Origin of the sequence: Mycobacterium interjectum (assembly GCF_900078675.2) — a bacterium.
GTDB classification, from domain to species: domain Bacteria; phylum Actinomycetota; class Actinomycetes; order Mycobacteriales; family Mycobacteriaceae; genus Mycobacterium; species Mycobacterium interjectum.
The window spans coordinates 4,702,837-4,727,618 of the sequence record NZ_LT546237.1 but is presented as its reverse complement, the minus strand read 5'-3'; the positions used below and the strand labels follow the sequence as shown (position 1 = coordinate 4,727,618).

General features: G+C 69.2%; 28 protein-coding genes and 1 pseudogene. 11 read left to right on the top strand and 18 right to left on the bottom strand.

Annotated elements, in window-relative coordinates; all coding sequences use genetic code 11:
* The first annotated feature begins 4 nt into the window (after window positions 1–4).
* On the top strand, window positions 5–745 hold the full coding sequence (locus BN4348_RS57435) for a hypothetical protein (protein WP_066917513.1): 741 nt from the start codon (window positions 5–7) through the stop codon (window positions 743–745).
* Here the strand turns inward: BN4348_RS57435 and BN4348_RS57430 are convergent.
* The 3 genes from BN4348_RS57430 to BN4348_RS57420 form a co-directional block, all read right to left on the bottom strand.
* Entirely contained in the window at window positions 736–1,416 is a 681-nt protein-coding gene (locus BN4348_RS57430; protein WP_066917512.1) for a GAP family protein, read from the bottom strand. The genes BN4348_RS57435 and BN4348_RS57430 overlap by 10 nt on opposite strands.
* A 26-nt stretch (window positions 1,417–1,442) precedes the next feature.
* On the bottom strand, window positions 1,443–2,120 hold the full coding sequence (locus tag BN4348_RS57425; RefSeq protein WP_372514141.1) for a GAP family protein: 678 nt from the start codon (window positions 2,118–2,120) through the stop codon (window positions 1,443–1,445).
* Between the two features lie 140 nt (window positions 2,121–2,260).
* Window positions 2,261–2,566, bottom strand: a complete 306-nt coding sequence (locus BN4348_RS57420) for a hypothetical protein (protein ID WP_066917511.1) — start codon at window positions 2,564–2,566, stop codon at window positions 2,261–2,263.
* 106 nt (window positions 2,567–2,672) lie between these two features.
* Here BN4348_RS57420 and BN4348_RS57415 point away from each other — a divergent pair, with 106 nt between their 5' ends.
* Entirely contained in the window at window positions 2,673–2,900 is a 228-nt protein-coding gene (locus BN4348_RS57415; RefSeq protein WP_066917510.1) for a hypothetical protein, read from the top strand.
* A gap of 86 nt (window positions 2,901–2,986) precedes the next feature.
* Window positions 2,987–4,492, top strand: a complete 1,506-nt coding sequence (locus BN4348_RS57410) for a glycosyltransferase family 39 protein (RefSeq protein WP_066917523.1) — start codon at window positions 2,987–2,989, stop codon at window positions 4,490–4,492.
* Here the strand turns inward: BN4348_RS57410 and BN4348_RS57405 are convergent, their stop codons facing one another.
* Window positions 4,493–5,326, bottom strand: a complete 834-nt coding sequence (locus BN4348_RS57405) for a glycoside hydrolase family 16 protein (protein ID WP_066917509.1) — start codon at window positions 5,324–5,326, stop codon at window positions 4,493–4,495.
* A gap of 145 nt (window positions 5,327–5,471) precedes the next feature.
* On the bottom strand, window positions 5,472–5,909 hold the full coding sequence (locus BN4348_RS57400; protein WP_066917508.1) for a MarR family winged helix-turn-helix transcriptional regulator: 438 nt from the start codon (window positions 5,907–5,909) through the stop codon (window positions 5,472–5,474).
* Between the two features lie 119 nt (window positions 5,910–6,028).
* Here BN4348_RS57400 and BN4348_RS57395 point away from each other — a divergent pair, with 119 nt between their 5' ends.
* On the top strand, window positions 6,029–6,640 hold the full coding sequence (locus BN4348_RS57395) for a hypothetical protein (RefSeq protein WP_066917507.1): 612 nt from the start codon (window positions 6,029–6,031) through the stop codon (window positions 6,638–6,640).
* 46 nt (window positions 6,641–6,686) lie between these two features.
* Here the strand turns inward: BN4348_RS57395 and BN4348_RS57390 are convergent, their stop codons facing one another.
* A complete protein-coding gene (locus BN4348_RS57390) occupies window positions 6,687–7,712 on the bottom strand; it encodes an NADP-dependent oxidoreductase (RefSeq protein WP_066917522.1) in 1,026 nt (341 codons plus the stop codon).
* Window positions 7,713–7,759: 47 nt separating this feature from the next.
* On the opposite strand from BN4348_RS57390, the gene BN4348_RS57385 reads away from it, so the two are divergent.
* Window positions 7,760–8,455: a DUF3060 domain-containing protein gene (locus tag BN4348_RS57385; protein WP_066917506.1), complete on the top strand. Its 696-nt coding sequence runs from the start codon at window positions 7,760–7,762 to the stop codon at window positions 8,453–8,455.
* A 12-nt stretch (window positions 8,456–8,467) separates the two neighbouring features.
* On the opposite strand, the gene BN4348_RS57380 is transcribed toward BN4348_RS57385, so the two are convergent.
* The 5 genes and pseudogenes from BN4348_RS57380 to BN4348_RS57365 form a co-directional block, all read right to left on the bottom strand.
* Window positions 8,468–8,872 (bottom strand): hypothetical protein, encoded by a 405-nt coding sequence (locus tag BN4348_RS57380; RefSeq protein WP_066917505.1) that lies wholly within the window; start codon window positions 8,870–8,872, stop codon window positions 8,468–8,470.
* 151 nt (window positions 8,873–9,023) lie between these two features.
* On the bottom strand, window positions 9,024–10,013 hold the full coding sequence (locus tag BN4348_RS63180; RefSeq protein WP_456238213.1) for a DUF7159 family protein: 990 nt from the start codon (window positions 10,011–10,013) through the stop codon (window positions 9,024–9,026).
* Window positions 10,014–10,209: 196 nt separating this feature from the next.
* Complete coding sequence (locus BN4348_RS63175; RefSeq protein ID WP_304441132.1) at window positions 10,210–10,446, bottom strand: hypothetical protein; 237 nt, start codon at window positions 10,444–10,446, stop codon at window positions 10,210–10,212.
* A 32-nt stretch (window positions 10,447–10,478) separates the two neighbouring features.
* A pseudogene (locus BN4348_RS57370) lies at window positions 10,479–11,477 on the bottom strand (Hsp70 family protein); the annotation flags it as partial.
* A 174-nt stretch (window positions 11,478–11,651) separates the two neighbouring features.
* A complete protein-coding gene (locus tag BN4348_RS57365) occupies window positions 11,652–12,878 on the bottom strand; it encodes a hypothetical protein (RefSeq protein WP_066917504.1) in 1,227 nt (408 codons plus the stop codon).
* 38 nt (window positions 12,879–12,916) lie between these two features.
* On the opposite strand from BN4348_RS57365, the gene BN4348_RS57360 reads away from it, so the two are divergent.
* Window positions 12,917–13,507, top strand: coding sequence for a TetR/AcrR family transcriptional regulator (locus BN4348_RS57360; protein WP_066917503.1), 591 nt, complete (start codon window positions 12,917–12,919; stop codon window positions 13,505–13,507).
* A 117-nt stretch (window positions 13,508–13,624) separates the two neighbouring features.
* Window positions 13,625–14,116, top strand: a complete 492-nt coding sequence (locus tag BN4348_RS57355) for a nuclear transport factor 2 family protein (protein ID WP_066917502.1) — start codon at window positions 13,625–13,627, stop codon at window positions 14,114–14,116.
* Window positions 14,117–14,122: 6 nt separating this feature from the next.
* Here the strand turns inward: BN4348_RS57355 and kasB are convergent, their stop codons facing one another.
* The 3 genes from kasB to BN4348_RS57340 all read right to left on the bottom strand — a co-directional run bounded on the left by kasB (window position 14,123) and on the right by BN4348_RS57340 (window position 16,858).
* Window positions 14,123–15,382, bottom strand: a complete 1,260-nt coding sequence (gene kasB, locus BN4348_RS57350; RefSeq protein WP_066917501.1) for a 3-oxoacyl-ACP synthase KasB — start codon at window positions 15,380–15,382, stop codon at window positions 14,123–14,125.
* Window positions 15,383–15,478: 96 nt separating this feature from the next.
* Window positions 15,479–16,132, bottom strand: coding sequence for a L,D-transpeptidase family protein (locus tag BN4348_RS57345; protein WP_066917500.1), 654 nt, complete (start codon window positions 16,130–16,132; stop codon window positions 15,479–15,481).
* A gap of 45 nt (window positions 16,133–16,177) precedes the next feature.
* On the bottom strand, window positions 16,178–16,858 hold the full coding sequence (locus BN4348_RS57340) for a phosphatase PAP2 family protein (protein WP_066917499.1): 681 nt from the start codon (window positions 16,856–16,858) through the stop codon (window positions 16,178–16,180).
* A 36-nt stretch (window positions 16,859–16,894) separates the two neighbouring features.
* Between BN4348_RS57340 and BN4348_RS57335 the strand changes: the two genes are divergently transcribed.
* Genes BN4348_RS57335 through BN4348_RS57325 form a run of 3 tightly spaced genes read left to right on the top strand, consistent with a single transcriptional unit; the run spans window position 16,895 to window position 19,507 of the window.
* The gene (locus BN4348_RS57335; RefSeq protein ID WP_066917498.1) at window positions 16,895–17,377 is read left to right on the top strand and encodes a hypothetical protein; all 483 of its coding nucleotides are present in this window, start codon (window positions 16,895–16,897) and stop codon (window positions 17,375–17,377) included.
* A gap of 28 nt (window positions 17,378–17,405) precedes the next feature.
* Entirely contained in the window at window positions 17,406–18,071 is a 666-nt protein-coding gene (gene bluB, locus BN4348_RS57330; protein ID WP_066917497.1) for a 5,6-dimethylbenzimidazole synthase, read from the top strand.
* A 53-nt stretch (window positions 18,072–18,124) separates the two neighbouring features.
* Window positions 18,125–19,507: a sulfatase family protein gene (locus BN4348_RS57325; protein WP_066917496.1), complete on the top strand. Its 1,383-nt coding sequence runs from the start codon at window positions 18,125–18,127 to the stop codon at window positions 19,505–19,507.
* Between the two features lie 6 nt (window positions 19,508–19,513).
* Here BN4348_RS57325 and BN4348_RS57320 read toward each other — a convergent pair whose 3' ends face one another.
* On the bottom strand, window positions 19,514–20,296 hold the full coding sequence (locus BN4348_RS57320; RefSeq protein WP_066917495.1) for a trans-aconitate 2-methyltransferase: 783 nt from the start codon (window positions 20,294–20,296) through the stop codon (window positions 19,514–19,516).
* 102 nt (window positions 20,297–20,398) lie between these two features.
* Between BN4348_RS57320 and BN4348_RS57315 the strand changes: the two genes are divergently transcribed.
* Window positions 20,399–21,592 (top strand): alpha/beta hydrolase family protein, encoded by a 1,194-nt coding sequence (locus tag BN4348_RS57315; protein WP_066917521.1) that lies wholly within the window; start codon window positions 20,399–20,401, stop codon window positions 21,590–21,592.
* Here the strand turns inward: BN4348_RS57315 and eccE are convergent.
* The 3 genes from eccE to eccD all read right to left on the bottom strand — a co-directional run.
* Window positions 21,582–22,574: a type VII secretion protein EccE gene (gene eccE, locus BN4348_RS57310; protein ID WP_066917494.1), complete on the bottom strand. Its 993-nt coding sequence runs from the start codon at window positions 22,572–22,574 to the stop codon at window positions 21,582–21,584. The genes BN4348_RS57315 and eccE overlap by 11 nt on opposite strands.
* The gene (gene mycP, locus BN4348_RS57305; protein WP_066917493.1) at window positions 22,571–23,965 is read right to left on the bottom strand and encodes a type VII secretion-associated serine protease mycosin; all 1,395 of its coding nucleotides are present in this window, start codon (window positions 23,963–23,965) and stop codon (window positions 22,571–22,573) included. Before mycP ends, eccE begins: the two co-directional genes overlap by 4 nt.
* Window positions 23,962–24,782: type VII secretion integral membrane protein EccD (gene eccD, locus BN4348_RS57300; RefSeq protein WP_084454708.1), on the bottom strand; the 821-nt coding region annotated here is incomplete at its 5' end. The genes mycP and eccD, both read right to left, overlap by 4 nt.

The following is a 24,782-nucleotide window of genomic DNA, read 5'->3' as shown; positions in this document are numbered from 1 at the left end:
AACCGTGCGCGCAAACGACTACTCCGCGGCGTGGCTGCAAAACGCCCGTCGCCGGGGCGTGGCCACCGACGTCGTCGCCGAGATCGCCCGGCGCCACGCCATCGCGCCGGACAGCTTCGACGTCTTCGAGGGGCTCGAGGAGATAGAGGACCCACAGCGCAAGTCCTACTTTCTGCTGCCCCGGAGCATCAGCGGCGACGACGCGCGCATGGTGACGCTGATGACCTACGTCCTCAACGCGGGCACGGACTACGGCAAGGCGGGCCAGCGGGGCGCGGACTTTCCCGAGACGCCCTACACCGCGGCCGAGGTCGCGCGAATCATTAACCGGCAGAATGCAAACCGCTGGAGTTACTCCCGCGACGTCAGGTTCGTCCATCGCAACGGGGGCCGCCTGGTGACGACCCCGAACGGCATCCTCATGGGTGCCGGCGGCAATTGGATCCAGCGGCAGTTCAGCCGGCGGGGCGGCACCACCTGGGGCGACATCTTCATGGTCAACGTGGGCAGGCTCGCCGACCCCGCGGAGCGGCTTCGCCGGATCATCCGGTCCGGGTTCGCCTGGCAGCACCTGGATTTGAACCGGGTGCTGCACCACGAGGAGCGGCACTGCCGGCAATGGGCGGCCAAAGGCTACGGAGGCATGCTCAGGGACTACAGCTGGGAGCTGTTCCGCGAGTTGGTCTTTGGCGAGACGAACAGGCTCGAGACCGACGCGGGCCTGTCCGACGGCGGCTACGGGTGATACAGCGCGCGGATCCCGTGGTACAGAACCATCGCGCCGATCACGATCAGGATGCCCGCCAGCAGGGCGGCGTTGTTCTTGTCCATCCAGTCCTTGACCCGCGCCAGCGTCGGGTCGAGGCGCTCACCGGCCGCCGCGTAGGCCAGTATCGGGATCGCGACGCTGGACGCCGCGACGGCAACGAAAAACCCCGCGGCCAACCAGTCACCGCCGAGGCCGAGCCCGCTGGTGCCGATGCCCAAGCCGGCCGGCACGCAGATGAGCGCAACGTCCGGTCGCGCGACTGCCAGCGCGGCCCCCGTGAGCGCCGCGCGGGCCGGCTTGATCGTGCCGAACGAACGCATCCAGGCGGGCGACTCGGTGTGGCCGTGCCGGGTCAGCCAGCGGAAGATGCCGTAGACGATCAGTGCCGACCCGAAGACCACGCGCAACCACGACGACCACCTCGGCGGTGACTTGTCCAGACCGCCGAGTAGGCCGGAAGCCGCGACGGACAGCGCCGTCAGCGCGGCGATGCCCAGCACCCAGCCGGCGAGGAAGGCCAGGCCGCTTGGCCGGGGGCGCGGCGCCTGCAACACCAGCACCGCGGGAATGACCGTGATCGGTGAGAGCGCGATGACCAGCCCGAGCGGAATCAGCCCGGTTGCCACGGTCGCCCAGCTTCCTGCCATGGGCAGCAATCTAACCTGTGGAGCGACTACAACGCGTGAATTCCGTTGTAAAGCACCAACAAACCAATCAGCACCAGGATGATCGCGAGCATGGCGGCGTGGTTTTCTTCCATCCACGCCTTGAGCCGCTCCAGTGCATCGTCGAGGCGGCCGCCGGCGCCGGCGTAGGCCAGGATCGGTATGGCGACCGTCGACGAGGACACGGCGACGAAGATGGCGCCGGCTACCCAGCCGGCCGCCGGGCTGAGCCCGCCGGTGCCGATGGCCAGGCCGGCCACCGCGCACAGGATCAGCACCTCGAGTCGTACCGCGGTCAGCACCGCCCCGGTGACGCCCGCGCGCAGCGGGGTCAGTTTGGAAAACGAACGCATCCAAACCGGGGTCTTGCCCTGACGATGCCGGGTCAGCCAGCGGACCACACCGAACGCGATGAGCGCCGCGCCCATCACCACGCGTACCCAGGACGCCCAGGTCGGCGGCGTCTGGTGCAGATCGGTCAGCAGATCGGAGGCCGCGACGAACGCCGCGGTGAGGGCGACCATGCCCAGCAGCCAGCCGCCGAGGAAGGACAGGCTGGCCGGCCGCGGGCGGGGCGCGTGCAGCACCAGCACCGCCGGGATCACCGTGATCGGTGAGAGCGCGATGACCAACCCCAGCGGAATGAGCTTGGTCAGGGCGGAAACCAGGTTGCCTGTCACGGGCAGCCATCATCGCATTGCCGGCCGTCCGGCGCAGCGTCGCGCCCAGGAAAGCTGCCGCAGTGCCGAACGTGCACGTGGTGCGAAAGACGGTCGAAATGTCGCAGTGAGTGCAGGTCGGTGACGAATCAACGGTGCGCGGCGAGCTAGCCTTTCCGGCGCAGCGTCCAGGCCGGCACCCAGTGCGTCACGGTCTTCCGTTTGGAGCCGTACGCGACGGGATAAGTCACCAGCCCCCACCAGTCGCCCTGCTCGCAGACGCCCCAGCAGCTGAGCCGGCCCTCGACGACCTTGTGCAGCTGCAGGCCGTTGGGCTGGTACCGGCCCGACCGGTGCGGCTCGCGCGGGAACAGCACCGTCAGGTCCACGAGCACCGTGATCGGCGGGCGCACCACCCGGAACGGGCTGCGGACGGGCTGACCGTTGTATCCGATCGACGCGAGCTCGCCCATTTATCGATCATACGTTCGAATGGGCCGCTCGAGTCCTTCGGTTTTCACGTGGCGCACCCGGCCGCGTCGCTAGAGTCGCGGCACCGATACCGAGGGGAAGATCCGCATGAAGACGCTGGTTGCTGCCGGGATTCTGGCGCTGACGGGGTTGATGACCATCGCGCTCGGCGTGGCCAGCGCCGACGAGGTGGAAGTCGAGGGCAATTACTCGAGTGAGGGCGGTTGCCTGGCGGACGGCCCGCACGTGGAGATCACGCACAACGACCAGCTCTACACCCACTGGGACTGCCGCTTCGGTCCCGACGGGTTTTGGCACGTGTGGCTGAGTAACTGACGCAAGCCTCCCGCCCGCTTCTGGCAACATAGCGGGCGGTGAGCGTCTCCGATACCGCCGAGTCACGGCATCTCCGCGGCGGCCCGCTGGCACTGCCGCGGGTCGCGCTGGACCCGCTGATCGTCGGATTGTTAGGCGCCGCAATCAGTCTCGCCGGCGCCGCCCGGCCGTCGTTCTGGTACGACGAGGCCGCAACCATTTCGGCGTCCTACAGCCGATCGCTGGGCCAGCTCTGGCGCATGCTGGGCAACGTCGACGCCGTCCACGGCCTGTACTACACGCTCATGCACGGCTGGTTCCAGATCTTCCCGCCCACCGAGTTCTGGTCCCGTGCCCCGAGCGGTCTGGCGGTCGGCGGGGCAGCCGCCGGAGTGGTCGTGCTGGCCAGGCAGTTCTCTTCTCGCACCGTGGCCGTGGCGTGCGGAGCGTTGTGCGCCATCCTGCCCCGGACGACGTGGGCCGGTATCGAGGCCCGCCCCTATGCCCTGTCGATGATGGCGGCGGTATGGCTGACGGTGTTGCTCGTCGTCGCCGCGCGCCGTAACACCGCGTGGGCCTGGGTGTCGTACGGCGCCGCCCTGGCCCTGTCGATCGTGCTGGACGCCTACCTGGTCCTGGTGGTGCTGGCGCACCTCACCTTCGTGTGGACCTGCCAAGACGCGCGAAAAGCATTGGTGCGCTTCGTGGTTACGTCGGGGGCGGTCGGCTGCGCCCTGGCGCCGTTTCTGGTCGCGGTCGCGGGGCAGTCGCATCAGATCCGTTGGGTCCCGCCGATCGGGCACCGGACGATCGAAGACGTGGTGGTTCAGCAGTATTTCGAACGCAGCCCGCCGTTCGCGGTCTTGTCGGCGCTGGTGGTGTCGGCGGCTATCGTGTTGTGGCTCAGCAGGTCCGCGCGGCTCGCTCGGGGGGATCGGCAACTGTTGACCATTGCGGTGGCGTGGCTGGCGATACCGACCGCCCTGATCGTCATCTGGTCGGCGCTGCTGCACCCGATTTACACGCCGCGCTATTTGGCCTTCACGGCACCGGCGATGGCCCTGATCCTGGGGGTCTGCACGGCCGCGGTGGCCGCCAAGCCATGGACGACCGCCGCCCTGGTCGCCCTTTTCGCCGTCGCGGCTGCACCGAATTATGTTCGTGCGCAACGCAACCCGTACGCCAAATACGGGATGGACTACAGCCAGGTGGCAGATCTGATCACCGCGAAGGCGGCCCCCGGTGATTGCCTGCTGGTGAACGACACGGTGACGTTCATGCCCGCCCCGATGCGCCCGTTGCTGGCGGCGCGCCCGGACGCCTACCGGAAGCTGATCGACCTCACCCTGTGGCAGCGGGCGACTGACCGCAACGACGTCTTCGACACCAACCTCATCCCGGAGGTCGTGGCCCAGCCGTTAAGCCATTGCGGCGTCGTGTGGATCATCACCCAAGCCGACAAGTCGATGCCCGCTCACGAGCAGGGTCCGGCGCTGCCGCCGGGCCCGGTCTACGGCCCGACTCCGGCCTTCGCGGTTCCGCGCGAGCTGGGGTTCCGGCTCGTCGAGCGCTGGCAGTTCAACCTTGTCCAGGTGATCAAAGCCCAGCGATAGTCACCAGATGCGGATGTAATCGACAAGCATGTCCGCCGGGTAGGTTGCCGCGGCGGGATCGCCGGCGCCGACGCCCCCGACCGCAAGGGTGAACATGGGGGTCATCCAGTAGCCGGGGTTGTTGAACGGCCACCGGAAGTCGTCGGGAGCGCCGCCGTGGACGTGGATGGGTTTGTTCGGAACGGTGAAGTACTGTGCCCCGTCGCGCGCGAACTGGAACCCGTCCTCACCCCAGTGCATTCGCCAGGTGTGCCAGCCGCCGTCCACCAGCCCGGGAATCGATTTCCCCTCCCAGGTTTTGCCGTTGGACGCCGCGTGAACCGTGGTCCCCGGAGGCCACGAGCCGTTGCCGTACCACTCGAAGAGGTCGACCTCGCCGTCGGGCAGCGGGTCCTCGTTGACCCCCCAGAACGCGGACCACAGGCCGGGTTCCAAGCAGTCCAGCTTGATCCGTGCCTCCCAGGTCTGATTGATCATGCTGCGGAAGTTGCCGCGCAGTTTGGCGCCGTAGTAGGTGTCGCCCTCCTGGGTGGCACGCAGGACGAGATTGGAGTTGCCGTCCTGGAACACGTTTCGGCGGTCGTCGCGGTATATCCCCGCGACCGGCGGAAACACGTCGTCTTGCCAGGTCTGCACCGTCCACTTCCCCGGATCTGGAGCCGAGCCCGGCGGGCCGTCGAACTCGTCGGAGAAGATGTAGCCGCCGGGGCCTGCCGACGGCGCCTTGGGCGGCACCGGACGGGGCGGGTTGGCCAGTGCCTCCGGGACGGGAAGCGCGGCCACGGCCGCCAGCATGCCGAGCCCCGTAGTCAGCAACATGCTGCGACGATCCATCTGCACTCCCCAATCGTTGATGCGCCGGGACCTGCGACCCGGAACGAATTCCCCTAGGCAACTCTCGCAAACGGTGTTATGAAACCACGCGCCGGGGGCCGTGCGCATCTCGCCTGACCGTGCGCACCCCGTCCAATTTGGCGGATTAACGGCAGTTAGCGGCCGAATCCGTGCCCGCCGCGTAGAGCAGTCGCTTCAGGTAAAGCTGCTCGTCGGCGCTCAGCCGGGCCATGATCTTTTGCTCGGCCATCCGCACCGCCGCGTCCGCGCGCTTCAGCAGCGCCTTGCCCTCGCGGGTGAGCTGGGCCGGCATCGCCCGCCCCGCCGGGGCCGTCGCCGGACGGGCCAGCGCGCCGCGCTCCTCCAGCGAGCGCAGCACCTGGTTGGCCGCTTGCGCCGAGACGTTGGTGCCGCGCGCGAGCTCGGCGCTGGTGAGCCCGGGATGCTTCGACAGAATCCGCAAGCACACAAATTCCGGCAGCCCGATGCCCAGCGGCTTGAGCTCCGCGGCGACCTGGGGCCGCAGCGCCGCCATCACCCGGTACAGCAGAAATCCCAGCGGCTCCTGGTGGGCGTGGCTCATGCCCCAATGCTGGCATGCGCCCAGCGGTTCGCAGCACGCAACCATCAATTTCCTTGACATTGCCCGTGCCGGTGGTATCAAGGAGCTTGATAGTCCTGATGTAGAAAGGAATGACAGAGATGTCTGGTGGATTCTTCGGCGGTTTCGGCGGCCCCGGCTTCGGCGCTCCCGGCTTCGGCGGTCCCGGTTTCGGCGGCGGCTGGAACGAAAAGGGCTGGGGGCAAGGCGGATTCGGTGGCGGCCCTGGTTTCAAGGGCGGATTCGGCCACGGGCGCCGGCCCTTCCTCAAGCGTGCCGCGTTCGTGACCGCGGCGCTGCTGCTCGATGGGCCGGCCGACGCCGCGCAGATCGTGCAGCGGGTATCCGACGCGACCGAGGGCGCATTCACGCCGCCGCAGGACGTGGCGGAGCTCGCCATCGGCCTGCTGGCCGGCCGCGGTGTGGTCACGGTCGACAACGGCGTCGCGACGCTGACCGAACTGGGCCGCAACCTGCTGGCCTGGCGGGGCGTCAGCAGCGAGACCGCGCACGCCTTCCTGGGGCGGGCCGCCAAGTTCGGCGACGCCTTCAAGATCCGCAGGGAGCTGTTCGAACTCGCCGGCCTGGCCCGCACGATCACCTGGACCGGCACCGATGAGCAGAAGCAGCAGCTCGCCGAGACCCGCACCAAGGTGCTCGAAGCCCTGACCGAGGCCAAGAAGGCGCTGCACCGCGTCCTCGGCGAGGGCTAGATCGCGAGCGCGGCGCGGCCGGGCGCCGCGGGCCGCCACCATTGACTCAGCCGGAGGCGGGCTCGCTGAGTTTGACCAGCATCTTGCCGATGTTGGCCCCGGTGAACAGGCCGTTGAGGGCGTCGACGCACGACTCGACGCCCTCAAACACGGTCTGGCGCGCCCTAATTCGGCCCTCGCTCTCCCACTGGCGAAGCGCGGCGAACGCTTCATCGAAGCGGCCCCAGTCGTCGAGCGCGTTGAATCCCTGCATCGACGCGGTCTTGGACAGTAGGTTGACGTAGTTGGCCGGTCCGGGGTGCTGCCCGGTGAGGTAGCTGGAGATGACGCCGCACAGCACCACCCGGGCCTTGGTGGCCAGCCGGCCCAGCACCGCGTCGAGAATCGGCCCGCCGACGTTGTCGAAATAGACATTGACCCGCCGCGGGCAATGCTCTTTGAGCGCCGAGGCCACGTCGTCGTTCTTGTAGTCGATGCACGCGTCGAATCCGAAGTCCTCGACCACCGCCCGGCACTTCTGCGGGCCCCCGGCGATGCCCACCACCCGCGCGCCGGCGATCTTGGCGATCTGCCCGGCCACCGACCCGGTGGCGCCCGCGGCGGCCGACACCACGACCGTCTCGCCGGGCTGGGGCCGGCCGATGTCCATCATCCCGATGTACGCGGTGGCCCCGGTGGGGCCGTACACGGACATCACCGCCAGCTGATCCACCGCGCCCTGGCCGGGAACCGGCGTGCTGAAGACGTCGTCGCGGATGATCACGTACTCCTGGAAACCCGACAGCGTGGTGACGACGTCGCCGATCTCGAAGGCGTCGCAGCGCGTCGCCACCACCTCACCGATCCCGGCCGCCCGGATCACCTCGCCCAGCTGCACCGGTGGCAGGTAGCCCGGCTGGTCGTTCAGCCAGGTGCGGACCGCCGCGTCGAGGCCCACATAGGTGGTTCGAAGCAGCGCCTCGCCCTCGGCGGGCTTGGGCGCCGGCCTGGTGACGAGCTCGGTGTCCTCGGGCTGGACCAGACCAGTGGGGCGGCGGCGCAACAGGATTTGGCGGTTCGGCAAGTCGGGCACGGTGCTGAAACTACCCATTCGACACGTTCCGGTGGGAGCATCTGTCCATGAACTCGCAGGATGACCCGGAAGAGCGCATCCGGGAACTCGAGCGCCCCCTGGCCGACACGGTGCGCGCGTCCGAGTCCGGACAAGCGCCGCCGCCCGGGGGCTATCCGTATCCGCCGGCTCCAGCCGGCCCGCCGCCGGCCGCCCCGTGGACCTATGGGGGCCCGTCGTATGGGCCGCCGCCGAGGTCCTCGTCGGGCAGCCGCACATGGTGGATCGTGGGCACGTTCATCGTCATCGGCTTTCTCGCCCTCGCGGGGGGCATCGCCGCCTTCGCCGCGCACCAGCTCTCCGGTGTCCGCTCGATCATCAGCTCCCCGCCGAGCATCTCCGCGACGTTTGGTCCGCCCTCGAGCGCCACCAGCAGCCCCGGCCCGTCGAGCACCCGGACCAGGACGACCACGCCGTCGACGTCACCCACCCCGTCGCCCGGCGCCAGGGTCAGCGTCTCGGGCATCAACGAGCATCGAACGATCGCCTGCAACGACAACATCGTCAGCGTCAGCGGGGTTTCCAACACGGTGGTGATCACCGGCCACTGCACGAGCCTCACGGTGTCCGGCGTTCAGAACGCCATCACCGTCGACGCCGTCGACAGCATCGACGCGTCCGGCTTCAGCAACAAGATCACCTACCACTCGGGCAATCCCAAGATCAGCAACTCCGGCGGTTCCAACGAGGTGCAGCAGGGCTGAGGAGCTGCGGCGCTAGCCCGTCGCGCCGGTTTCGCCGGATTCTTCAGAGTCGTCGTCCAGGACGCTGACGGCTATGCCGTAGGGCAGGAAACGCACCTTGCGCTTGGGGTCGACGTTGTTCTTGTTGGCCCGCAGCGCGTCGAGTTCGGTCGCGTAAACCTGTTCGACGTGAGCGCCGCCGTCGGCGTCCACGGTGTAGATGGCCCACACCCCGTCGCCGGCCTCGCCCGCGGTCTCCGGCGCACGGCGCGGCCGCCGCGACAGGTCGTCGAAGAGCGCGGACCAACTGGTCCCCGGCACCGGGGCGGTGACGAATTTGCCGATTCGCTCGAACACGTCGCGCAGGCCCTCGCTGCCCTCCCTGATCACGCGGTCGAACTCGTCGGGATCGAATCCGAACGCACCGTACTCGCCCACACGGACCTCCTTGCAGTGACAGCGCTACTGATCAGTGTGCGCTCAGGCGTCGCCGACCGCCAGGAACCGGTCTACGGGGCCGGCGGCGGCGGGGGTGGCGGCGGGTTGATCGGAATCGGCACCGTGACGAACGGCAAGTGCAGGTACATCGTCAACGGCGGCCGCTGGTACTGCGGCGGCGGCGCGGGCGCGGCGACCGGGGCCGGCGGNGGTTCACCGGCGCGACGGCATGCGGGCTGGCCTGCTGCGGGGCCGGGTGGGCGTCCGATGTCAGCGAGACCACCACCACCGCGGCCGCCACGGCCGCGATGCTCGCCAGCGCGCTGCCGACCAGCATCGGGAACCTGCGCCGACGCGGTTGGTCGTGCGTATCGTCCCCCAGATCGTCCAGGGCGCTGTAGGCCAGGGCGCCCGGACGGGCATTGCCGGAAACCTCGAGGTAGGTCGGGCTGAGCGCCCGGGGATTCACCTCGCCGGTGCCGGGGTCCAGCGAATAGGCCAGGGCGGCCGTCGACACCGCGAACAGCGGCGCGTTCGCCGACGCCAGCGCCGCGCCCCGGGCCAGCGCCATGTCCGGCTCCTCGGGCACGCTCACGGCCAGCGCGGTCGCCGCCTCGAGCGCCGCCTTGATCGCGGCCACGTCGCTCCCGCGTCCCGCCCCGCAGCCAACGACGAACACGCCGTCGGCCTCCGACCCGGGCGCATCAAGCCCGGCCACCATGCCCGACAGCTCGACCGCGGTGTCCCCTACCAGTTGCCGCCGGTGCAGATCGATGATGGAACCGTCGGTGACGTCGACCACGGCCAGCGTTGCGCTGTCGGGCTCGACGAACAGCATCGCGATGTGCTGGTAGCCGATCGACTGACCGACCGTCTGCGCCAGCGCGGCGGCGGCCAGCAACGGGGAGACCAGCATGACGCAGCCGACGTCGTGGGAGGCGATCGCCTCGCGCAGCGCGCCGACCTCGGCGGGATCGGTCCACGTCACGCCCGTCGAGGTCAGCTGGTAGCCGCCCTCCGTCGCGCCTTCCCGGGTGCCGACGATCGCGTCGATCACCTGCGCGGGCGCGCACGAAGCGGCGACCTCGAACTCGTCCTCTTCGACTGTGACACCGTCGGCATCCTGGCCCTCGATGAGCACCAGGCGGACGGTGGTCGGAGCCGTTGACACTCCGAGCACGATGTCCACTTTGCGCCTCCCAGGTCTTGACTGCCCTCCCCCGAGGGCACCAAAAAACAGACCCTCCCGAACTGGTGATACCACGCTACCCGCGTGCGGGTGAAGGCGCTTGTCCCCCTGACCTCAGGTTGATCAAGCTCACAGCATGCGCGGGGACTCAGTACCCCGGGCTCAAGAACGGGTTCTGCGAGTTGCCCGGATACTGCGGGTACGGCGGAGCCTGGGGCGCCTGGGGGGCCTGGCTGGCCGGAACGGGGACCGGTATCGGCACCGGCAGCAGCGGAACATGGATCCACTGCGTCGTCATCGGCACCGTCGTCGTCGGGGTGGTCGACGGCGCCTGGGCCGTCGGCGGCGGTGTGGTGGTCGGCGGCGGTGGAGGCGCGGTGGTCATCGCCGTTGTGACGGGCGGCGGCGGGGGCTGCGTGGTGACCGGCGGCGNACCACCGGCCGGCGACCGTGCACCGAAAGGCGTTCGGTGACAAGCGGAATGCTGGCCCCGCCGCCGACGGTGACCACGGCCGACAGGTCCGCCCAACCCCGCTTGTGGCGGGCCAGCATGTCGTCGAACGCATAGATGAAGCCGGACAGCCGGTCCTGGATGAGGTCGCCCAGCTCGTCTCGCGTCAGCTTCATGGTGCACCTGCGCCCACCGAGCTCGGCGGCGAATTCGACCGCCGTCTCCGTGGACAGCCGTTCCTTGGCCTCCCGGCACTGCTCGCGAAGCAGCCCGAGCTGGCCCACCCCGGCGGTGCTGGCCGGGTCGATGCCGCTGCCGTGTCCGAGCTCCTCGAAGACCTTGAGCAGCACCGCCTGGTCGATCTCGTCGCCGGAAAATGCCGCGTAACGCATTGTGGGGCTCACCAGTTCGAAATCACCGGCCAGGCTGACCAGGGTGGCGGACGTGCCGCCGCCGCCGAAGTCGAGCAGCCCGACGACGCCCGTCGCCGCGAGGCACAGGTCCGCGTTGGCGGCCGTCAGGGCCGCGATGGCGTCCGAGACCAGGCGCGGGGCCATGCCGCTTCGCACGAATCCCAAGTGTGTTCGCAACGCGTTGCGCAGCGCCTGCACGTTGGCGGGTTTCCAGTACGCCGGAACGGCGATGGAGATTTCCGACGCGGCCGAGTCCGCGCCGGCGGCCACCATCATGGCGTCCAGGGCCTCCACCGTGAGCAGGTCGGGGTCGTGGGCGGAGCCGTCGGGCGAGACCAAAGCGACCGAATCCCCGATGCGCTCCACGAATCCGCGCATCAGCACGCCCGGCTCGTTGAGGGGCGGAGCTTCGGTGTTGTGCAGCGGTAGGCCGATTTTCGGCGCGCAGTGCGGATAGAGGGTCAGCACAGCGCGGCGTGAGACCGGTGGACTTCCGTTACACGCAGCGACCAGGTTCGTGGTCCCGATCGACAACCCGACTGGGTCGTACATAGAGCGAATACTTTCGTCTATAGGGGTCGATGGCCAGCGTTAACCATAGCCGCGGACACGCGGAAAGCCGATGGCTTGCAATGTCATTGGTATCCGCTCGATGTGAGAGCGTCACCCAATCGGGATCCGAAACCTATTGACAAACCGGTCAAGTCACGTCACAGTGACGCGGCACTACACCACGGTCAGCGGCAGCGGATGCCTCGGCTGGAACTGAAAAGTCGAGCCGCCACTGAATTTGGCCACCGAGACCTCGGACGGTTCGGCTGCGGGGGCATCGGTTTCAACCAGTTCCGCGCTCCAGTCTGTGTCCGTCCCGCTGACCCGAACCGCAAGGCGGGGATCGATGGCGGTGGCGATCGCCTGCAGCGGCTGCACGGATTCCGGCGAGCACAGCGAGATCCAGGCGCCGTCGTCGTGCGCCGGCGACCGGTGCACGCTCAGCCGGTTGTCCGCGGTTTCCGCGACGACGTAGCCCGCCGGGTTGAGCAGCGGGTGCAACTCGAACACCTGTCGCGCACCGTCCATCCCGCCGGGGAATTCGAGGGCGCGGTGGATCCGCTCGGCCCCCAGCCCCGCGAGGCCGATCAGGCCGCGGGTGCCGACCGAGACCGCCTGGGCGGCGTCGGCCGCGCGCGCCCGCACCGCGATGGCGAACGACAGGTACAGCAGGTGCATCTGCAGGCAGACCTCGTCGGCCATGCGGACCAGCGCCGAGTGCGAGAAGGCGCCGAAGTCGAAGTCGGACAGCAAGGGCCCCGAGTAGTCCGCTTGTCCCTCGTCGGACCGATCGATGGGATCCAATTCCCAAGTGGCTGCGCGGGTTTTGCCAACGATGTCCAGCGCGGGAATGCTCTGCGCCTCGGGGTGGGACTCGTCGATGATGACGGTCCAGGCGCAGTGCGGCTGCCGGTCGGCGGGCACCCGGGGCGGCCGGTGGATGGGGCGCATCTGCGCGCGGGGGTTCGTCGCGACCGCGGTGGCGTCGAACGTCGGGTCCTCGATGGTGTGGCACATGCCAAAGACGTACTCGTCGCCCATCGGCTCCACGTCGAGTAGCGCGCCGCAGTGGTCGAGCTGGAATTCGCCGTGCCAGCGGTCGTGAACGGTGTAGCGGAAATCCATGAATTGCGGCGGGGCGCCGATGTCGAGCTGCAGGCCCTTGAAGATGGTGGGCACGTCGACGCCCTCGTAGTTCAGCGCCCGCTGCATGCGCTTGGTGTAGATCGGGCTGGCGCCGGCCCACTCCTCGATGGCGATCTGCACCATCTCCTCGCGACCGAATTCCTGGATGCACCATGCCATGCCGGAGCGGTCGATCATGTGACCGATCAACAGCAGTTCGGGGACCAGGGCGGACAGCTCCTGACGGGACAACCGCGCGTAACGGGATCGGCTCACCGCCCAAAAATAGTCGGCTTTATGTTATAAAGTCAACAATGTCCGTTGCCCCCACCCGGCGCACCCGCGCGCCACGCAAGCGCGGGGATGACACGCGCACCAAGATCATCGACGAGACGGTGCGCTGCATCGTGGAGGAAGGGTTCGCCGCCGCGACCGCCAAGCACGTGGCCGAACGCGCGGGCGTGACCTGGGGGGTCATCCAGTACCACTTCGGCGACCGCAACGGCATGCTCATGGCCGTCGTCGACGACGGCGTGGCCAGACTGCTCGAGAGCCTGTCCTCGGCCAACGTCAGCGAGCTTCCGCTGCGGGAACGCATCGAGGTCGTCGTGGACACCGCCTGGAGCTGTTACAGCAGCCCGACGTCGCTGGCGGCCTTCGAGATCCTGCGCGCCACCCGCGGCGGGCCGGGCGCGTCGTCGCGGCGCCACCTGCTGGAAATGAACGACGCGATCGGCCAGCTAGGCCGGCTGATCACCGATAACCCGGCCAATGCCGGTGTGGCCAAGGTGATTTGGGCCGCCCTGCGGGGTGTGGTGCTGGCGCAGATGATCACCGGGACCGCCATCGATTGGAGCCTGGAACGACGCGCCCTGATCGACATGGTCACCCGCGCGCTGCAATGACGCTGAGCGGATATCGCGACATATAACCTACGCACACGACGTGCCGATCCGGGTCGCAGCCGCTTATAACTCGGAGAAGGCCCCGGCTCTCGTACTGACCGCAGGCGTCCTTCCGCCGTGTGCTGCAATGACGGGATGACCCCTCACGATGCGGCAGCCGACGTCGAAGCGATCAAACGGCTGAAGTACCGCTACCTACGCGCCCTGGACACCAAGCACTGGGACGACTTCGCCGACACGCTGGCCGAGGACATCAAGGCCGACTACGGGCCGTCGATCGGCAACGAGTTGCATTTCACCAACCGCACCGAACTGGTGGAGTACATGCGCTCGTCGCTCGGCGCAGGCGTCATCACCGAGCACCGGGTGACCCACCCCGAAATCGACGTGACCGGCGATACAGCCTCGGGCAGCTGGTATTTGCAAGACCGGGTCATCGTGGCGGACTTCAACTTCATGCTGATCGGCGCGGCGTTCTACCGCGACTCCTACCGGCGCACCGAAGCCGGCTGGAAGATCAGCGGAACCGGCTACGACAGGACCTACGACGCGACAATGTCGTTGGCGGGCATGGACTTCAAGGTCAAGCCCGGCCGCGCGTTGGCGTAGATCGGTCTAGTACCTGCCGAAGACCATGGCGACGTTGTGGCCGCCGAATCCGAACGAGTTGTTGATCGCGTACTGGTAGTCGCCCGGGCGCGGCTTGCCCGCCACCACGTCCAAATCGATCTCCGGATCGAGGTTTTCCAGGTTCAGCGTGGGCGGAACGATCTGGTCTCGCAGCGCCAGCACGGTGAGGATCGACTCCACCGCGCCGACCGCGCCGACCGAGTGGCCCAGCGCGGCCTTGGGCGCGTACACCGCCGCGTTTCCGCCGTGCGGGCCCAGCGCGTTGTTGATGGCCTTGCCCTCGGCCAGGTCGCCCACCGAGGTGCCGGTCGCGTGGGCGTTGACGTGGTCGATGTCACCCGGTGTCAGGCCCGCCAGCTGAATCGCCCGGGACATCGCGTGGCCCGCGCGTTCGCCGTTGGGGTCCGGGGCCACCATGTGGTAGCCGTCGGAGGTGATGCTGGCCCCCATCAGCCGGGCCAGGATGTGGGCGCCGCGCGCCTTGGCGTGCTCCTCGGTCTCGATCATCATCAGCGCGCCGGCCTCACCGAACACGAAGCCGGTCCGATCCCGGTCGAACGGGCGGCACGCGCCTACCGGGTCGTCGTTCTTGGTAGACATCACGATGCGCATCTGGGCGAACGCCGCGATCGCGACCGCCTCGATCTTGACCTCGACGCCGCCGCAGACCGCGACGTCGGCCTCGCCGAACACGATGTTGCGCCACGCCTGGGCGATGCCCTCCGAACCCGAGGCGCACGCCGACACCGGTGTGATCACCCCGGCCCGAGCGTGCCGTTCCAGCCCGACGGCCGCCGCGGCGCCGTTGGGCATGTATTTCTGCACCGCCAGCGGGGACACGGCCTTGAGCCCGCGGGCGCGCATGTCGTCGTAGCTGAAGACGATTTGCTCGGCCGAGCCCAGGCCGGTGCCGATGGACACCATCAGCCGGTTGGGGTCTACCTCGGGCGAGCCGGCGTTCTGCCACACCCTGCGGCTCAGCTGGGTGGACATCCGTTGCAGGTAGCCCATCCGGTGGCGCTCGGCCCGTGTCAGTCCGTCGTCGAACTCCTCCAGCAGGTGCCCACCGATGCGCACCGGCAGGTCATAGTGGTCGACAAACGAGTCGTCGAGGGTTCGGATGCCGCTTTGCCGGTCCAGCAACAACTTCCAGGTGTTCTCGGCGTCGGTCGCCAGCGCGGTGGTCATGGCGATGCCGGTGACAACGACATTCGGCAGCGTTTTCCCGGTAACCAGCTCTGTCATCGCGAGGCGCCTTCCGTGTTCGAATAACTGCACGCAAGCGTCGCCCACGTCACCGGATCACGCAAACACCGCAGGCCGGGGCGGGTGGTCGCGGGGTTATTTCGTAATCGCGATCACCGCGCCGGGGCGCAGCCACCGGATGATCGACACCAGCGTCGGGTCGTCGATCGCCACGCAGCCCTCGGTGGGGGCACCGTCGGTGGTGTGGAAAAAGAACGCCGAACCGCCGCCCGGGACCTTGTTCTTGTTGACGCCCATGACCACCGCGTGTTTGTACTGCGGGATCTGCAGGTTCTCGCTGGCGGCCGTGCTGAACGGGCACTGCGCCTTCTGGCAGACCTGCATGCTGTTGAAGGTGGGGCTGTGGTCGTCGCCGCTCCACCAGTGGTTGGGCCCGACCTGCGTATAGGGCAGTCCCCCACCGGGATTCGGCGCGGTGCCGAAGGCGGAGTCGAGGGTGTACACGCCCATCGGCGTGGCCGGCACCCCGCTGCGGGCCTGCGGCGCCATGCCCGCGGAACCGACGTGGGTGGGAATCCCGGTCACCAGCGCCTGCCAACCGGCGGCGGTGCGCTGGTAGATGTCCATCGTCGCGTTGGAACCGCCGGTGCTGACGACCGAAACCACCTGCGTCGCATTGCCGACGGAGTTCGCGAACCAGGGAGCGGCCGCATTGCCGGCCGGTGCCAGCAGGACCGACGCGGCGAGCAGGCACGCCCCGGCGCACAGCGAAGCGAGCAGTCGGCGCATGGATTCAATCGTCGGACGGGATGAACCTCGAGGTCAAGTAAAGCTTTAGGCCCGGTTGCGTAACTGCGCCGTGATCACCGGCGCGGGATCGGCCGGCGCGCTCGCAAATGGCCGAAACACCAACAGGCAGAACAGGAAATAGAGGTAGCCCAGCGACCACCCCGCCAGCACATCGGTCGGGTAGTGCACGTTCAACGCCACCCGGGCCATCCCGACCAGCAGCAGGCTCAGCGCGGTCACCGCGACCGCGATGCCGCCCAGCGCGCGGCTCAGCAGCGGCAGCACGAACACCAGCAGGGCCAGCAACGCAGACGTCGCCTCCAGCGCGTGCCCCGACGGAAACGACGAGGACGGCACCGCCACCAGCATGGTCGACGGCCGCGGGCGGTCCACCAGGCCCTTGGCCGCGGCCGTCACCAGCCCGTTCAGCGGCGCACACGCCAACAGCACGAGCGCGGCCCGCACGTCACGCCGCACCAGCGCGGCCACCGTCGCCACCATCCCCAGCAGCCGCAACGTGACGGGCCCCAGTGCGAACGACACCCCGTCCCAGAAACTCACCCACGCCGGGTGCTTGACGCCGATGTCGTGGGCGGGGCTCAACAACGACCAGTCGAGGCGCTGCGGCCAACTCCAGTGCCGGCAGTAGCCCACCCACAGGACCGCGTACACGACCGCGGCGGCCAGGGCGACGCCCACGGCCCAGCCGGTCCGGGGGCGGGTCATGAGTCAACGGATACCAGGCCGGTCATACTGGCCTCTATGGCGGTCTTCATCCGCAGGTTGTTCGGCATCGGCAAGCTTCCCGCCGACCTGCACGCCCAGGTCGAGGCGGAGGGCCTCATCTATCTCGCCGACTACGTCGCGGTGACTCGGCGCTTCAGCGGCACCATCCCCGGTGTGCGGTTGCCGCACAGCGTCGCCAGTTACGCCGGCTCGCTCGTCTTCACCTCGGAGCGGGTGCTGGCGACGCTGTCCATGCTGCCCAAGCTGGCCGGGCCCACCGTCAATGCGCGCTGGGACGCGCCGCAGACCGGCGCGGCCAAGGTCGAGATCTCGTCGACCGGTGTGCAGGTCGACGTCGACGTCGCCGAGGTGGACCCGAAGTTCAGCGGGGAGCTATCGCTGCACTACAAGGCGGCCGTCCCGGACGACGTGCTCGCCGCGCTGCCGCGGCGGTCGCTGACCTTCGACATGCCGCCCGAATACGTCTTCCGCGCCGTCGGCGTCACCTATTCGCCGTGATCGTCACGGTGCCGATCGCTTTCCTACGATGGCTGGTGTGACCGATCCGGCCTTCAGCCCCGAGGAGCGGCGGGCCGTCTATCGGGTGATCTCCGAGCGGCGCGACATGCGCCGGTTCTCACCGGGCGGCGTGGTGGCCGAGGAGGTGCTGGCCCGGTTGTTGCAGGCCGCGCACGCCGCGCCCAGCGTCGGCCTGATGCAGCCATGGCGCTTCATCCGGATCACCGATGGCGCGCTGCGCCGGCGCATTCACGCGCTGGTCGACGAGGAACGTCCGCTCACGGCCGCGGCGTTGGGAGAGCGTGCCGAGGAGTTCTTGGCGCTCAAGGTCGAGGGCATCCTCGAGTGCGCCGAACTGTTCGTGGTGGCGCTGTGCGACAACCGCGACAGGCACGTGTTCGGCCGGCGGACCCTGCCGCAGATGGATCTGGCGTCGGTCTCGTGCGCCATCCAGAACCTGTGGCTGGCGGCGCGCTCCGAAGGCCTTGGCATGGGCTGGGTTTCCCTGTTCGACCCGCGACGGTTGGCGGCGTTGCTGGCGATGCCCGCCGACGCCGAGCCGGTGGCCATCCTGTGCCTGGGCCCGGTGCCCGAGTTTCCCGACCGGCCGGCCCTGGAGCTCGACGGGTGGGCCTTCGGGCGGCCGCTGCCGGAGTTCGTCTCGGAGAACGAATGGGGATCGCGCCGAGCGTAACGTCCGGTGGACGCAGACGCCCTGCTGTATCGTCGCCGGTCGAGGTGACGGTAATGACGGCTCAACACGCCAAAGAGAATCTGCTGATCGTGCACTGGCACGACCTGGGGCGATATCTCGGCGCCTACGGTCACCCGGACGTGGCCAGCCCGCGGCTGGACCGGCTTGCCGCCGAGGGCATCCTGTTCACCAGGGCCCATGCCACCGCGCCGCTGTGCTCGCCGTCGCGCGGATCGCTGTTCACCGGGCGCTACCCGCAAAGCAACGGGCTCGTCGGCCTGGCCCACCACGGCTGGGAATATCGAAGCGGCGTGCGGACGCTGCCCCAGATGTTGTCCGAGTCGGGTTGGTATTCGGCCCTTTTCGGGATGCAACACGAGACGTCCTACCCGAAGCGGCTGGGCTTCGACGAGTTCGACGTGTCCAACTCCTACTGCGATTACGTGGTGGACCGCACCGAGGAATGGCTGCGGGACAGCGCCGAGAACCTTGCGGGCCAGCCGTTCCTGCTGACCGCGGGCTTCTTCGAGACGCACCGGCCCTACCCGCGCGACCGCTACGAGCCGGCCGACGCCGCCCAGGTCGATCCCCCCGACTACCTGCCGGACACCCCCGACGTTCGTGGCGACCTCGCCGACTTCTACGGGGCGATCGCCACCGCCGACGCCGCCGTCGGCCGGCTGCTGGACGCACTCGCCGAAACGGGGCTCGACGCCACCACGTGGGTGGTGTTCTTCACCGACCACGGGCCGGCGTTTCCGCGCGCGAAGTCCACGCTGTACGACGCCGGAACCGGCATCGGCATGATCATCCGCCCTCCCACCAAACGCACGGTGGCGCCGCACGTTTACGACGAGCTGTTCAGTGGCGTGGACCTGGTGCCGACGCTGCTCGGGCTCTTGGGCGTGCACGTGCCGGCCGGCGTCGAGGGGGTGTCACACGCCGACGCGCTGCTGGCGCCCGGCCCGCGAGCCGAACCGGTGCGACAGCAGGTGTACACCATGAAGACCTACCACGACTCGTTCGACCCCATCCGCGCGATTCGCACCAAGGAATACAGCTACATCGAGAACTATGCGGCCCGTCCGCTGCTCGACCTGCCGTTGGACATCCAGGAAAGCCCGTCCGGGCAGGCGGTCGCACCGTTCATTTCGGGCCCGCGCCCCGAACGCGAGCTCTACGACCTGCGCTCCGATCCCAGCGAGACCACCAACCTGCTGACGGGCGCGCAGGCCGACGACGCGGGCGCGGAAGCGATCGCCGCCGATCTGGCTGTGCGCCTGCATGATTGGCGCCAGCGCACCGGCGACGTCATACCGTCGGAATTTGCCGGCTACCGCATCGCCCTGCGTTACACCGAGACGTATCTGCAAATTCACCGCATGAAGCCGAGCAGCCGCTCGGCGATCGCCGTCGACCGCGGCATCGAGGAGTAGTCGGCGCTACCTGGAACGCTGCGCGCCGCCGACCTCGGCGACGATGAACACGCGGCGGAACGGGAAGATCGTGGTGCCGTCGGCGCGGGGCGGGTACGCGTCGTCCAGCAGCGGGATGAGCTCGCGGCGAAACTGCTCCCAGCCCTCGTCGTCGAGCCGCTCGCGCACCGGCACCAGCGCCGTGCCGGTGATCCACTCCAGCACCGGGTTCTCACCGGTCAGCTGATGCAGGTAGGTGCTCTCCCAGACGTCGATCTTGCATCCGGCGTCCAGCAGCAGGTTGGCGTAGTTCATGGGCGGCTGCACCACCGCTCCTACCCGAAATGGTATGTCGCGCATGAGTTTTGCGTAGGGCTCGCGGCGGGCCAGCGTCCGCACGGTGGCATGCGATGGGGTTTCGAAGTTGGCCGGGATCTGCGCGCCGATCCACGAGCCGGGCGCCAGCTCGCCGGCCCACCGCACCAGCAGATCGGCGTGCTCGGGCACCCAATGCAGGGCGGCGTTGCAGATCACCACGTCGGTGTCGGGCTTGGGCTTCCAGTCCCGCAAGTCGCCGATGACGGCGTCGATGCCGCGCTCCTTGGCAGCGGCGACCATCTCCGGTGAGCTGTCCACCGCCTCGATCGCCGCCTCCGGCCAGCGCCGGGCCAGATACTTGGTCAGGTGACCCGGGCCGCAGCCCAGGTCGACCACCCGACGCGCCTGCTTGGCACCCACTCGCGACACCAGGTCATAGAACGGGCGGCTGCGATGGTCAGCAAAGGCCAGGTAGACGTCGGGATCCCACATGTCCGTCCTCCTGATCAACACCAGCACGGGCAGCGCTGATAGGTAAACCGTATTACCGCATGCGGCCCCGGCGCCGACCGAGTGGGCGATAGCATCGCGTTTGTGACACCGCCCGACCCGGACCCGGTCAATCCCCCGGTTCCCGTTCCGGATGTTCCCGGCGCCGACGTGCCCGCCGGCGCCGCGGGATTGCCGCCGCGCTCCGCCCTGTCGCCCCGTCAGCGAATGGTCGTCGAGGCCGCGGCCATCTCCGACCTCGCGCTGCGCACCGCGGTCGCGTCGGTGCTGACCACCACCGTCACCCCCGCCATCCTCGCCACGTCGGTGCGCTCCGGCAGCGAACGCGAGAGCCTGCGCTTCTACGCCGAGCTCGGCGCCGAACGTGATCCGGCGAAATCGTTTCCGGCGCCCACCGAGCTGCCCGCCGTCTCATCGCGGCCGGCCAACCGGCTCGCGGAGTGGATCGCCCACGGCACCGTCGACAACATCTCGTTCCCCAGCAGCTTCCGGGCGATCAATCCCGCGCTGCGCACGCGCTGGAGCGCGTTGTCCGCCAACAACATCGTGCACGCGCAGCACTGGCGTCATGGCGACGGACCGCACCCCACGCTGTGCGTCATCCACGGCTTCATGGGGTCGTCGTATCTGGCCAACGGGCGGTTCTTCACGCTGCCGTGGTATTACCGCTCCGGCTACGACGTCCTGATGTACACGCTGCCGTTCCACGGCCCACGGGCCGAAAGGTATTCGCCGTTCAGCGGTTTCGGGTATTTCGCCGGCGGGCTGTGCGGTTTCGCCGAGGCGATGGCCCAGGCCGTGCACGACTTCCGGTCCATCATCGACCACCTGCGCCACACCGGCGTCGAGCGCATCGCGCTGACCGGCATCTCGCTGGGCGGCTACACCTCCGCGCTGGTGGCCTCGGTCGACGATCGGCTCGACGCCGTCATCCCCAACTGCCCCGTCGTGACCCCGTCAACGATGTTCGACGAATGGTTCCCGGCCAACAAGCTCATGGGGCTGGGGTTGCGGATGTCCAAGATCAGCCGTGACGAGCTCGCCGCCGGGTTGGCCTATCACTCTCCGCTGAACTACCCGCCGCTGATCGGAAAGGACCGCCGGATGATCATCACCGGCCTCGGCGATCGGATGGCCCCGCCCGAGCAGGCCGTCACGCTCTGGGAGCACTGGAATCGCTGTGCGCTGCACTGGTTTCCGGGCAGTCACGTGCTGCACGTGAGCCAGCTGGACTATCTGCGCCGGATGACCCAGTTTCTGCGCGGGGTTATGTTCTAGCGGTTTCCGCACGAGGAGCCCGATGGGCGCCCGCCTCCGGAGTCGGCCATACCAGTCCGGCCAGGAGGCCGGCGGGCTCGTCGGCGTGTCCGTCAAGGCGCTGCGCCGACAACAGATCCAACGCCGCCAGCGCGGGCCGCTGGTTTCCGCGCTGCGGGATCAGCCCGGCCAGCGGCGCCCCGCCCACGGGGGGCATATCGGTCAAGAATGCACAGGCGGCCGCGACGGTGTAGTGGGTGCGGTCGCCGGCGATCTCCAGCGCCGTGCAGGTCTCGCGCACCGGGTGGGAACGGATCGCGTCCAGCGTTTCGGCCAATCCGTCGTCGACGCGGACCGCGTAGGCCGCAATGTAATCCGATTCGCCGCGCTGCACACCCCGCCAGGTCTCGCGGGCGTTGGGCGCCAGCAGCCGCGGGACGTCGTCGGCCGCGACGCTGGCGGCGTCCCAGCCGATCTCACGGAGGTGGTCGGCCAACCGGCGCGCGGCCACCTCGGCGGTCTCGGTCAACGGGATCCGCGACGAGCGGGCCTGCAGCGCCGCCAGGTTGTCGGCCGCCGACACCGTGAGCCCGATCCAGGTCTGGCGCCTCGAGGCGTCGGACGCGTTGTCGCGGCTGGTGATTCGGATCTTGTCGGCGCGGATGCCGTAGCGATCCAGGTACTCGGCGATGACCTGCAGCGGGAGCACGTCCGAGTCACCCAGCGGGGGCCCGAGTCGCAGCAGCGCGGTTACGCTTGTCCCAGAGCCCGATTCGGGCACGAACCCCCGGGCGCGCCGCGCCATCGCCAGGCGCCGGCGCAGGATCGTGGTGAGGTGAAGGCCCTGCCACCAGCCGAACAGCACGACCACCGCGGCGGCCGCGATGCCCAGCACCCAGTAGTCGCGCGGGGATCGCCAGGGGTAAGCCATCGCCGCGGGCACCATGGCCAGCAGCGCCAGCGTGATCCGGCCGGTTCCTGGCACGGGTATCGAGCGGCTCACGGGGTGGTCTCCTTCTTTCGGGCGATCGCGGCGATGGCGGCGACGACCGCGACGACGACGGCGAGCGCGGCGGTTCCGACGAATGCGACGGTCCGCGGGGTGGTGTTCTCGGGCGCCGGTGCCGGCGGAACGGTGACCGGCCTGGCCGCCGGCGCGCCGGTTGGGTTGCCGGCGGGCAGTTCCCATGTCAGCGCCGCCACGGGGTCAACCGCGCCTGCGCCGACGACGTTGGAGGGCGCCCGGGCGCCGTTGTGGGCGGTCGCGGTGATGCGGTGCACCACCTGCGTCGCGCTCAGTTGGGGATACTTGCTGCGCACCAGGGCCGCGACGCCCGACACGTAGCCGGCCGCATAACTGGTGCCGCTTAACGCGACCAACTGCTGGTGGTCGTCGGGCAGGCCATTGGCGAGGCCGCCGCCGTCGCGGTTGCTGACCGACACGATGTTTTCGCCGGGCGCCGCGATGCCCACCCACGGCCCGGCCATGGTGAATTTCGACGGCTCCGCGTCCGGGGTGAGGGAGGCCGCCGACAGCACGTAGGGCTGCCACCACGACGGGATGGAGACCGACGTGACGCCGGCCCAGTTGCGCGGGTCGTCGGGGCGGCCGAGGTCGGTGAGCGGGTTGGACTCACAGGCCGTTCCGCCGGCGGCCGATCCGGTGGCGCCGGTGTTGCCCGCGGCGGCCACGATCACCGCGTCCTTGTCCACCGCCGCGTAGCGGATCGCCGCGCCCAGCGCGGCCTGGTCGACCGTCCGGTCGGCGGGCAGGCAGGTGATCGCGGAGATGTTGATCACCCGGGCGCCGAGGTCGGCGGCGTGCACGATCGCCCGCGCCAGCGTCGCAACGTCCTGGGATGCCCTGGCCAGCAGCGGATCACCGCCCGGCGTTCGCGGCGAGAATTTCGCGGACGTCAACCTGATCGAGAGCACCCGCGCGGCGGGCGCCACGCCCGAGAACCCGTCGTCATCGGGCTGCCCGGCGATGATGCCGGCCACCAGGGTGCCGTGCCCGTCGCAGTCGGTCAGGCCGTCGGTTGTCTCGACGAAATCGCCGCCGGGATCGACGTTGGGCAGCCGCGGGCCCGGGCGCACGCCGGTGTCGAGGACCGCCACCAGTTGGCCCTCGCCCCGGGAAAACCGCCATGCAGCAGGAAGATTCAGCATCGACTCGCTGGGCGTGGCCACGGCCGGATCGCTGCCCGGGATGACACCGGAGGCGCTGCAGGGGCCGCGCTGCTCCATCGGCTGCCCGGGTCCCGGGGCTCCGCTCGGCGGTGGCACGCCGGGGTCCGCCTTCGGCTGATCGATGGCCAACGCCGACGGAGCGGTCCACAGCATGGCCGCCAAAGCGGCCGTGGCGCAGGCCAATCCGGCTTGGGGCCGCATCATCGATTGAGCACCCAGGCGAACAGACCGACCAGGTAGGCCATCACGGGGATCAGCGAAGCGTCGAGTCCGGCCGCGACGAAGCCCACCAGCCGCCGCAACGGGAGCGAGTAGCTTTCCGGCGCGGCGATGCGCGGGTTCAGCGCCACCACCACCCACACCAGCGCCAACGCTATGAGTACCAGCGCGGCGCCGAGTGCGGCGGCGTACCGCCCGGTCGCGGTGTAGAGCACCAACAGGACACCGGCGACCAGGTAGGGCTGGGCGAACAGCCAGGCCTTGCAGGCGGCCGAGTCCCACACACGGGCGCGCAGCACGGACGCCGCCGCGGTCGCGCCGACCACGTACCAGCCGAAGCCCCCCAACGACTCCGGGCGCAGCGCGATCGCCACCGAGCCCAGCGCGCTGAGCAGCACCGCGGCGGCGATGAACCCGCTTTGATGCGCGTCGCCGATCCGCACCCGCCGCGGCAGGTCCTCGAGCACGCGCAGCGACGGCGCGGACGGGGTGGGATCGCCGGGCGCCGGAATCACGGGCAGCGGGAAACGCGCCCACAGCGCCGACAACGGGGCGGCCTCGATGGTGACCAGCAGGGCCGCCACGATGAGCCCGCAGCCGATGGTCAGTATCGGCAAATGCCAGAGCAATTCGGCGCCTGCGGCCAGCGACACCCCAGCACCGACGGTCGCGGTCGTGGTGAATACGCCGACGACCCGCTCGCGCTCCGGACCGGGGACCATCAGGGCGATCAGCGACCACGCGGCGACGCCGGCCGCGGCCAGCATCAGCTGCGCCGGCCCGAACCCGCCGGGCACCGCCA

What these genes read in the sequence shown, in the direction of transcription:
- BN4348_RS57385 (WP_066917506.1), top strand. Translation starts at nt 7,760, where the DNA reads ATGAACTCGCAGGATGACCCGGAAGAGCGCATCCGGGAACTCGAGCGC.
- BN4348_RS57395 (WP_066917507.1), top strand. Translation starts at nt 6,029, where the DNA reads ATGTCTGGTGGATTCTTCGGCGGTTTCGGCGGCCCCGGCTTCGGCGCT.
- BN4348_RS57320 (WP_066917495.1), bottom strand. Translation starts at nt 20,296, where the DNA reads ATGTGGGATCCCGACGTCTACCTGGCCTTTGCTGACCATCGCAGCCGC.
- BN4348_RS57345 (WP_066917500.1), bottom strand. Translation starts at nt 16,132, where the DNA reads ATGCGCCGACTGCTCGCTTCGCTGTGCGCCGGGGCGTGCCTGCTCGCC.
- BN4348_RS57420 (WP_066917511.1), bottom strand. Translation starts at nt 2,566, where the DNA reads ATGGGCGAGCTCGCGTCGATCGGATACAACGGTCAGCCCGTCCGCAGC.
- kasB (WP_066917501.1), bottom strand. Translation starts at nt 15,382, where the DNA reads ATGACAGAGCTGGTTACCGGGAAAACGCTGCCGAATGTCGTTGTCACC.
- BN4348_RS57360 (WP_066917503.1), top strand. Translation starts at nt 12,917, where the DNA reads ATGTCCGTTGCCCCCACCCGGCGCACCCGCGCGCCACGCAAGCGCGGG.
- BN4348_RS63175 (WP_304441132.1), bottom strand. Translation starts at nt 10,446, where the DNA reads ATGACCACCGCGCCTCCACCGCCGCCGACCACCACACCGCCGCCGACG.
- BN4348_RS57340 (WP_066917499.1), bottom strand. Translation starts at nt 16,858, where the DNA reads ATGACCCGCCCCCGGACCGGCTGGGCCGTGGGCGTCGCCCTGGCCGCC.
- BN4348_RS57400 (WP_066917508.1), bottom strand. Translation starts at nt 5,909, where the DNA reads ATGAGCCACGCCCACCAGGAGCCGCTGGGATTTCTGCTGTACCGGGTG.
- BN4348_RS57415 (WP_066917510.1), top strand. Translation starts at nt 2,673, where the DNA reads ATGAAGACGCTGGTTGCTGCCGGGATTCTGGCGCTGACGGGGTTGATG.
- BN4348_RS57325 (WP_066917496.1), top strand. Translation starts at nt 18,125, where the DNA reads ATGACGGCTCAACACGCCAAAGAGAATCTGCTGATCGTGCACTGGCAC.
- bluB (WP_066917497.1), top strand. Translation starts at nt 17,406, where the DNA reads ATGGCTGGTGTGACCGATCCGGCCTTCAGCCCCGAGGAGCGGCGGGCC.
- BN4348_RS57430 (WP_066917512.1), bottom strand. Translation starts at nt 1,416, where the DNA reads ATGGCAGGAAGCTGGGCGACCGTGGCAACCGGGCTGATTCCGCTCGGG.
- BN4348_RS57405 (WP_066917509.1), bottom strand. Translation starts at nt 5,326, where the DNA reads ATGGATCGTCGCAGCATGTTGCTGACTACGGGGCTCGGCATGCTGGCG.
- BN4348_RS57335 (WP_066917498.1), top strand. Translation starts at nt 16,895, where the DNA reads ATGGCGGTCTTCATCCGCAGGTTGTTCGGCATCGGCAAGCTTCCCGCC.
- mycP (WP_066917493.1), bottom strand. Translation starts at nt 23,965, where the DNA reads ATGATGCGGCCCCAAGCCGGATTGGCCTGCGCCACGGCCGCTTTGGCG.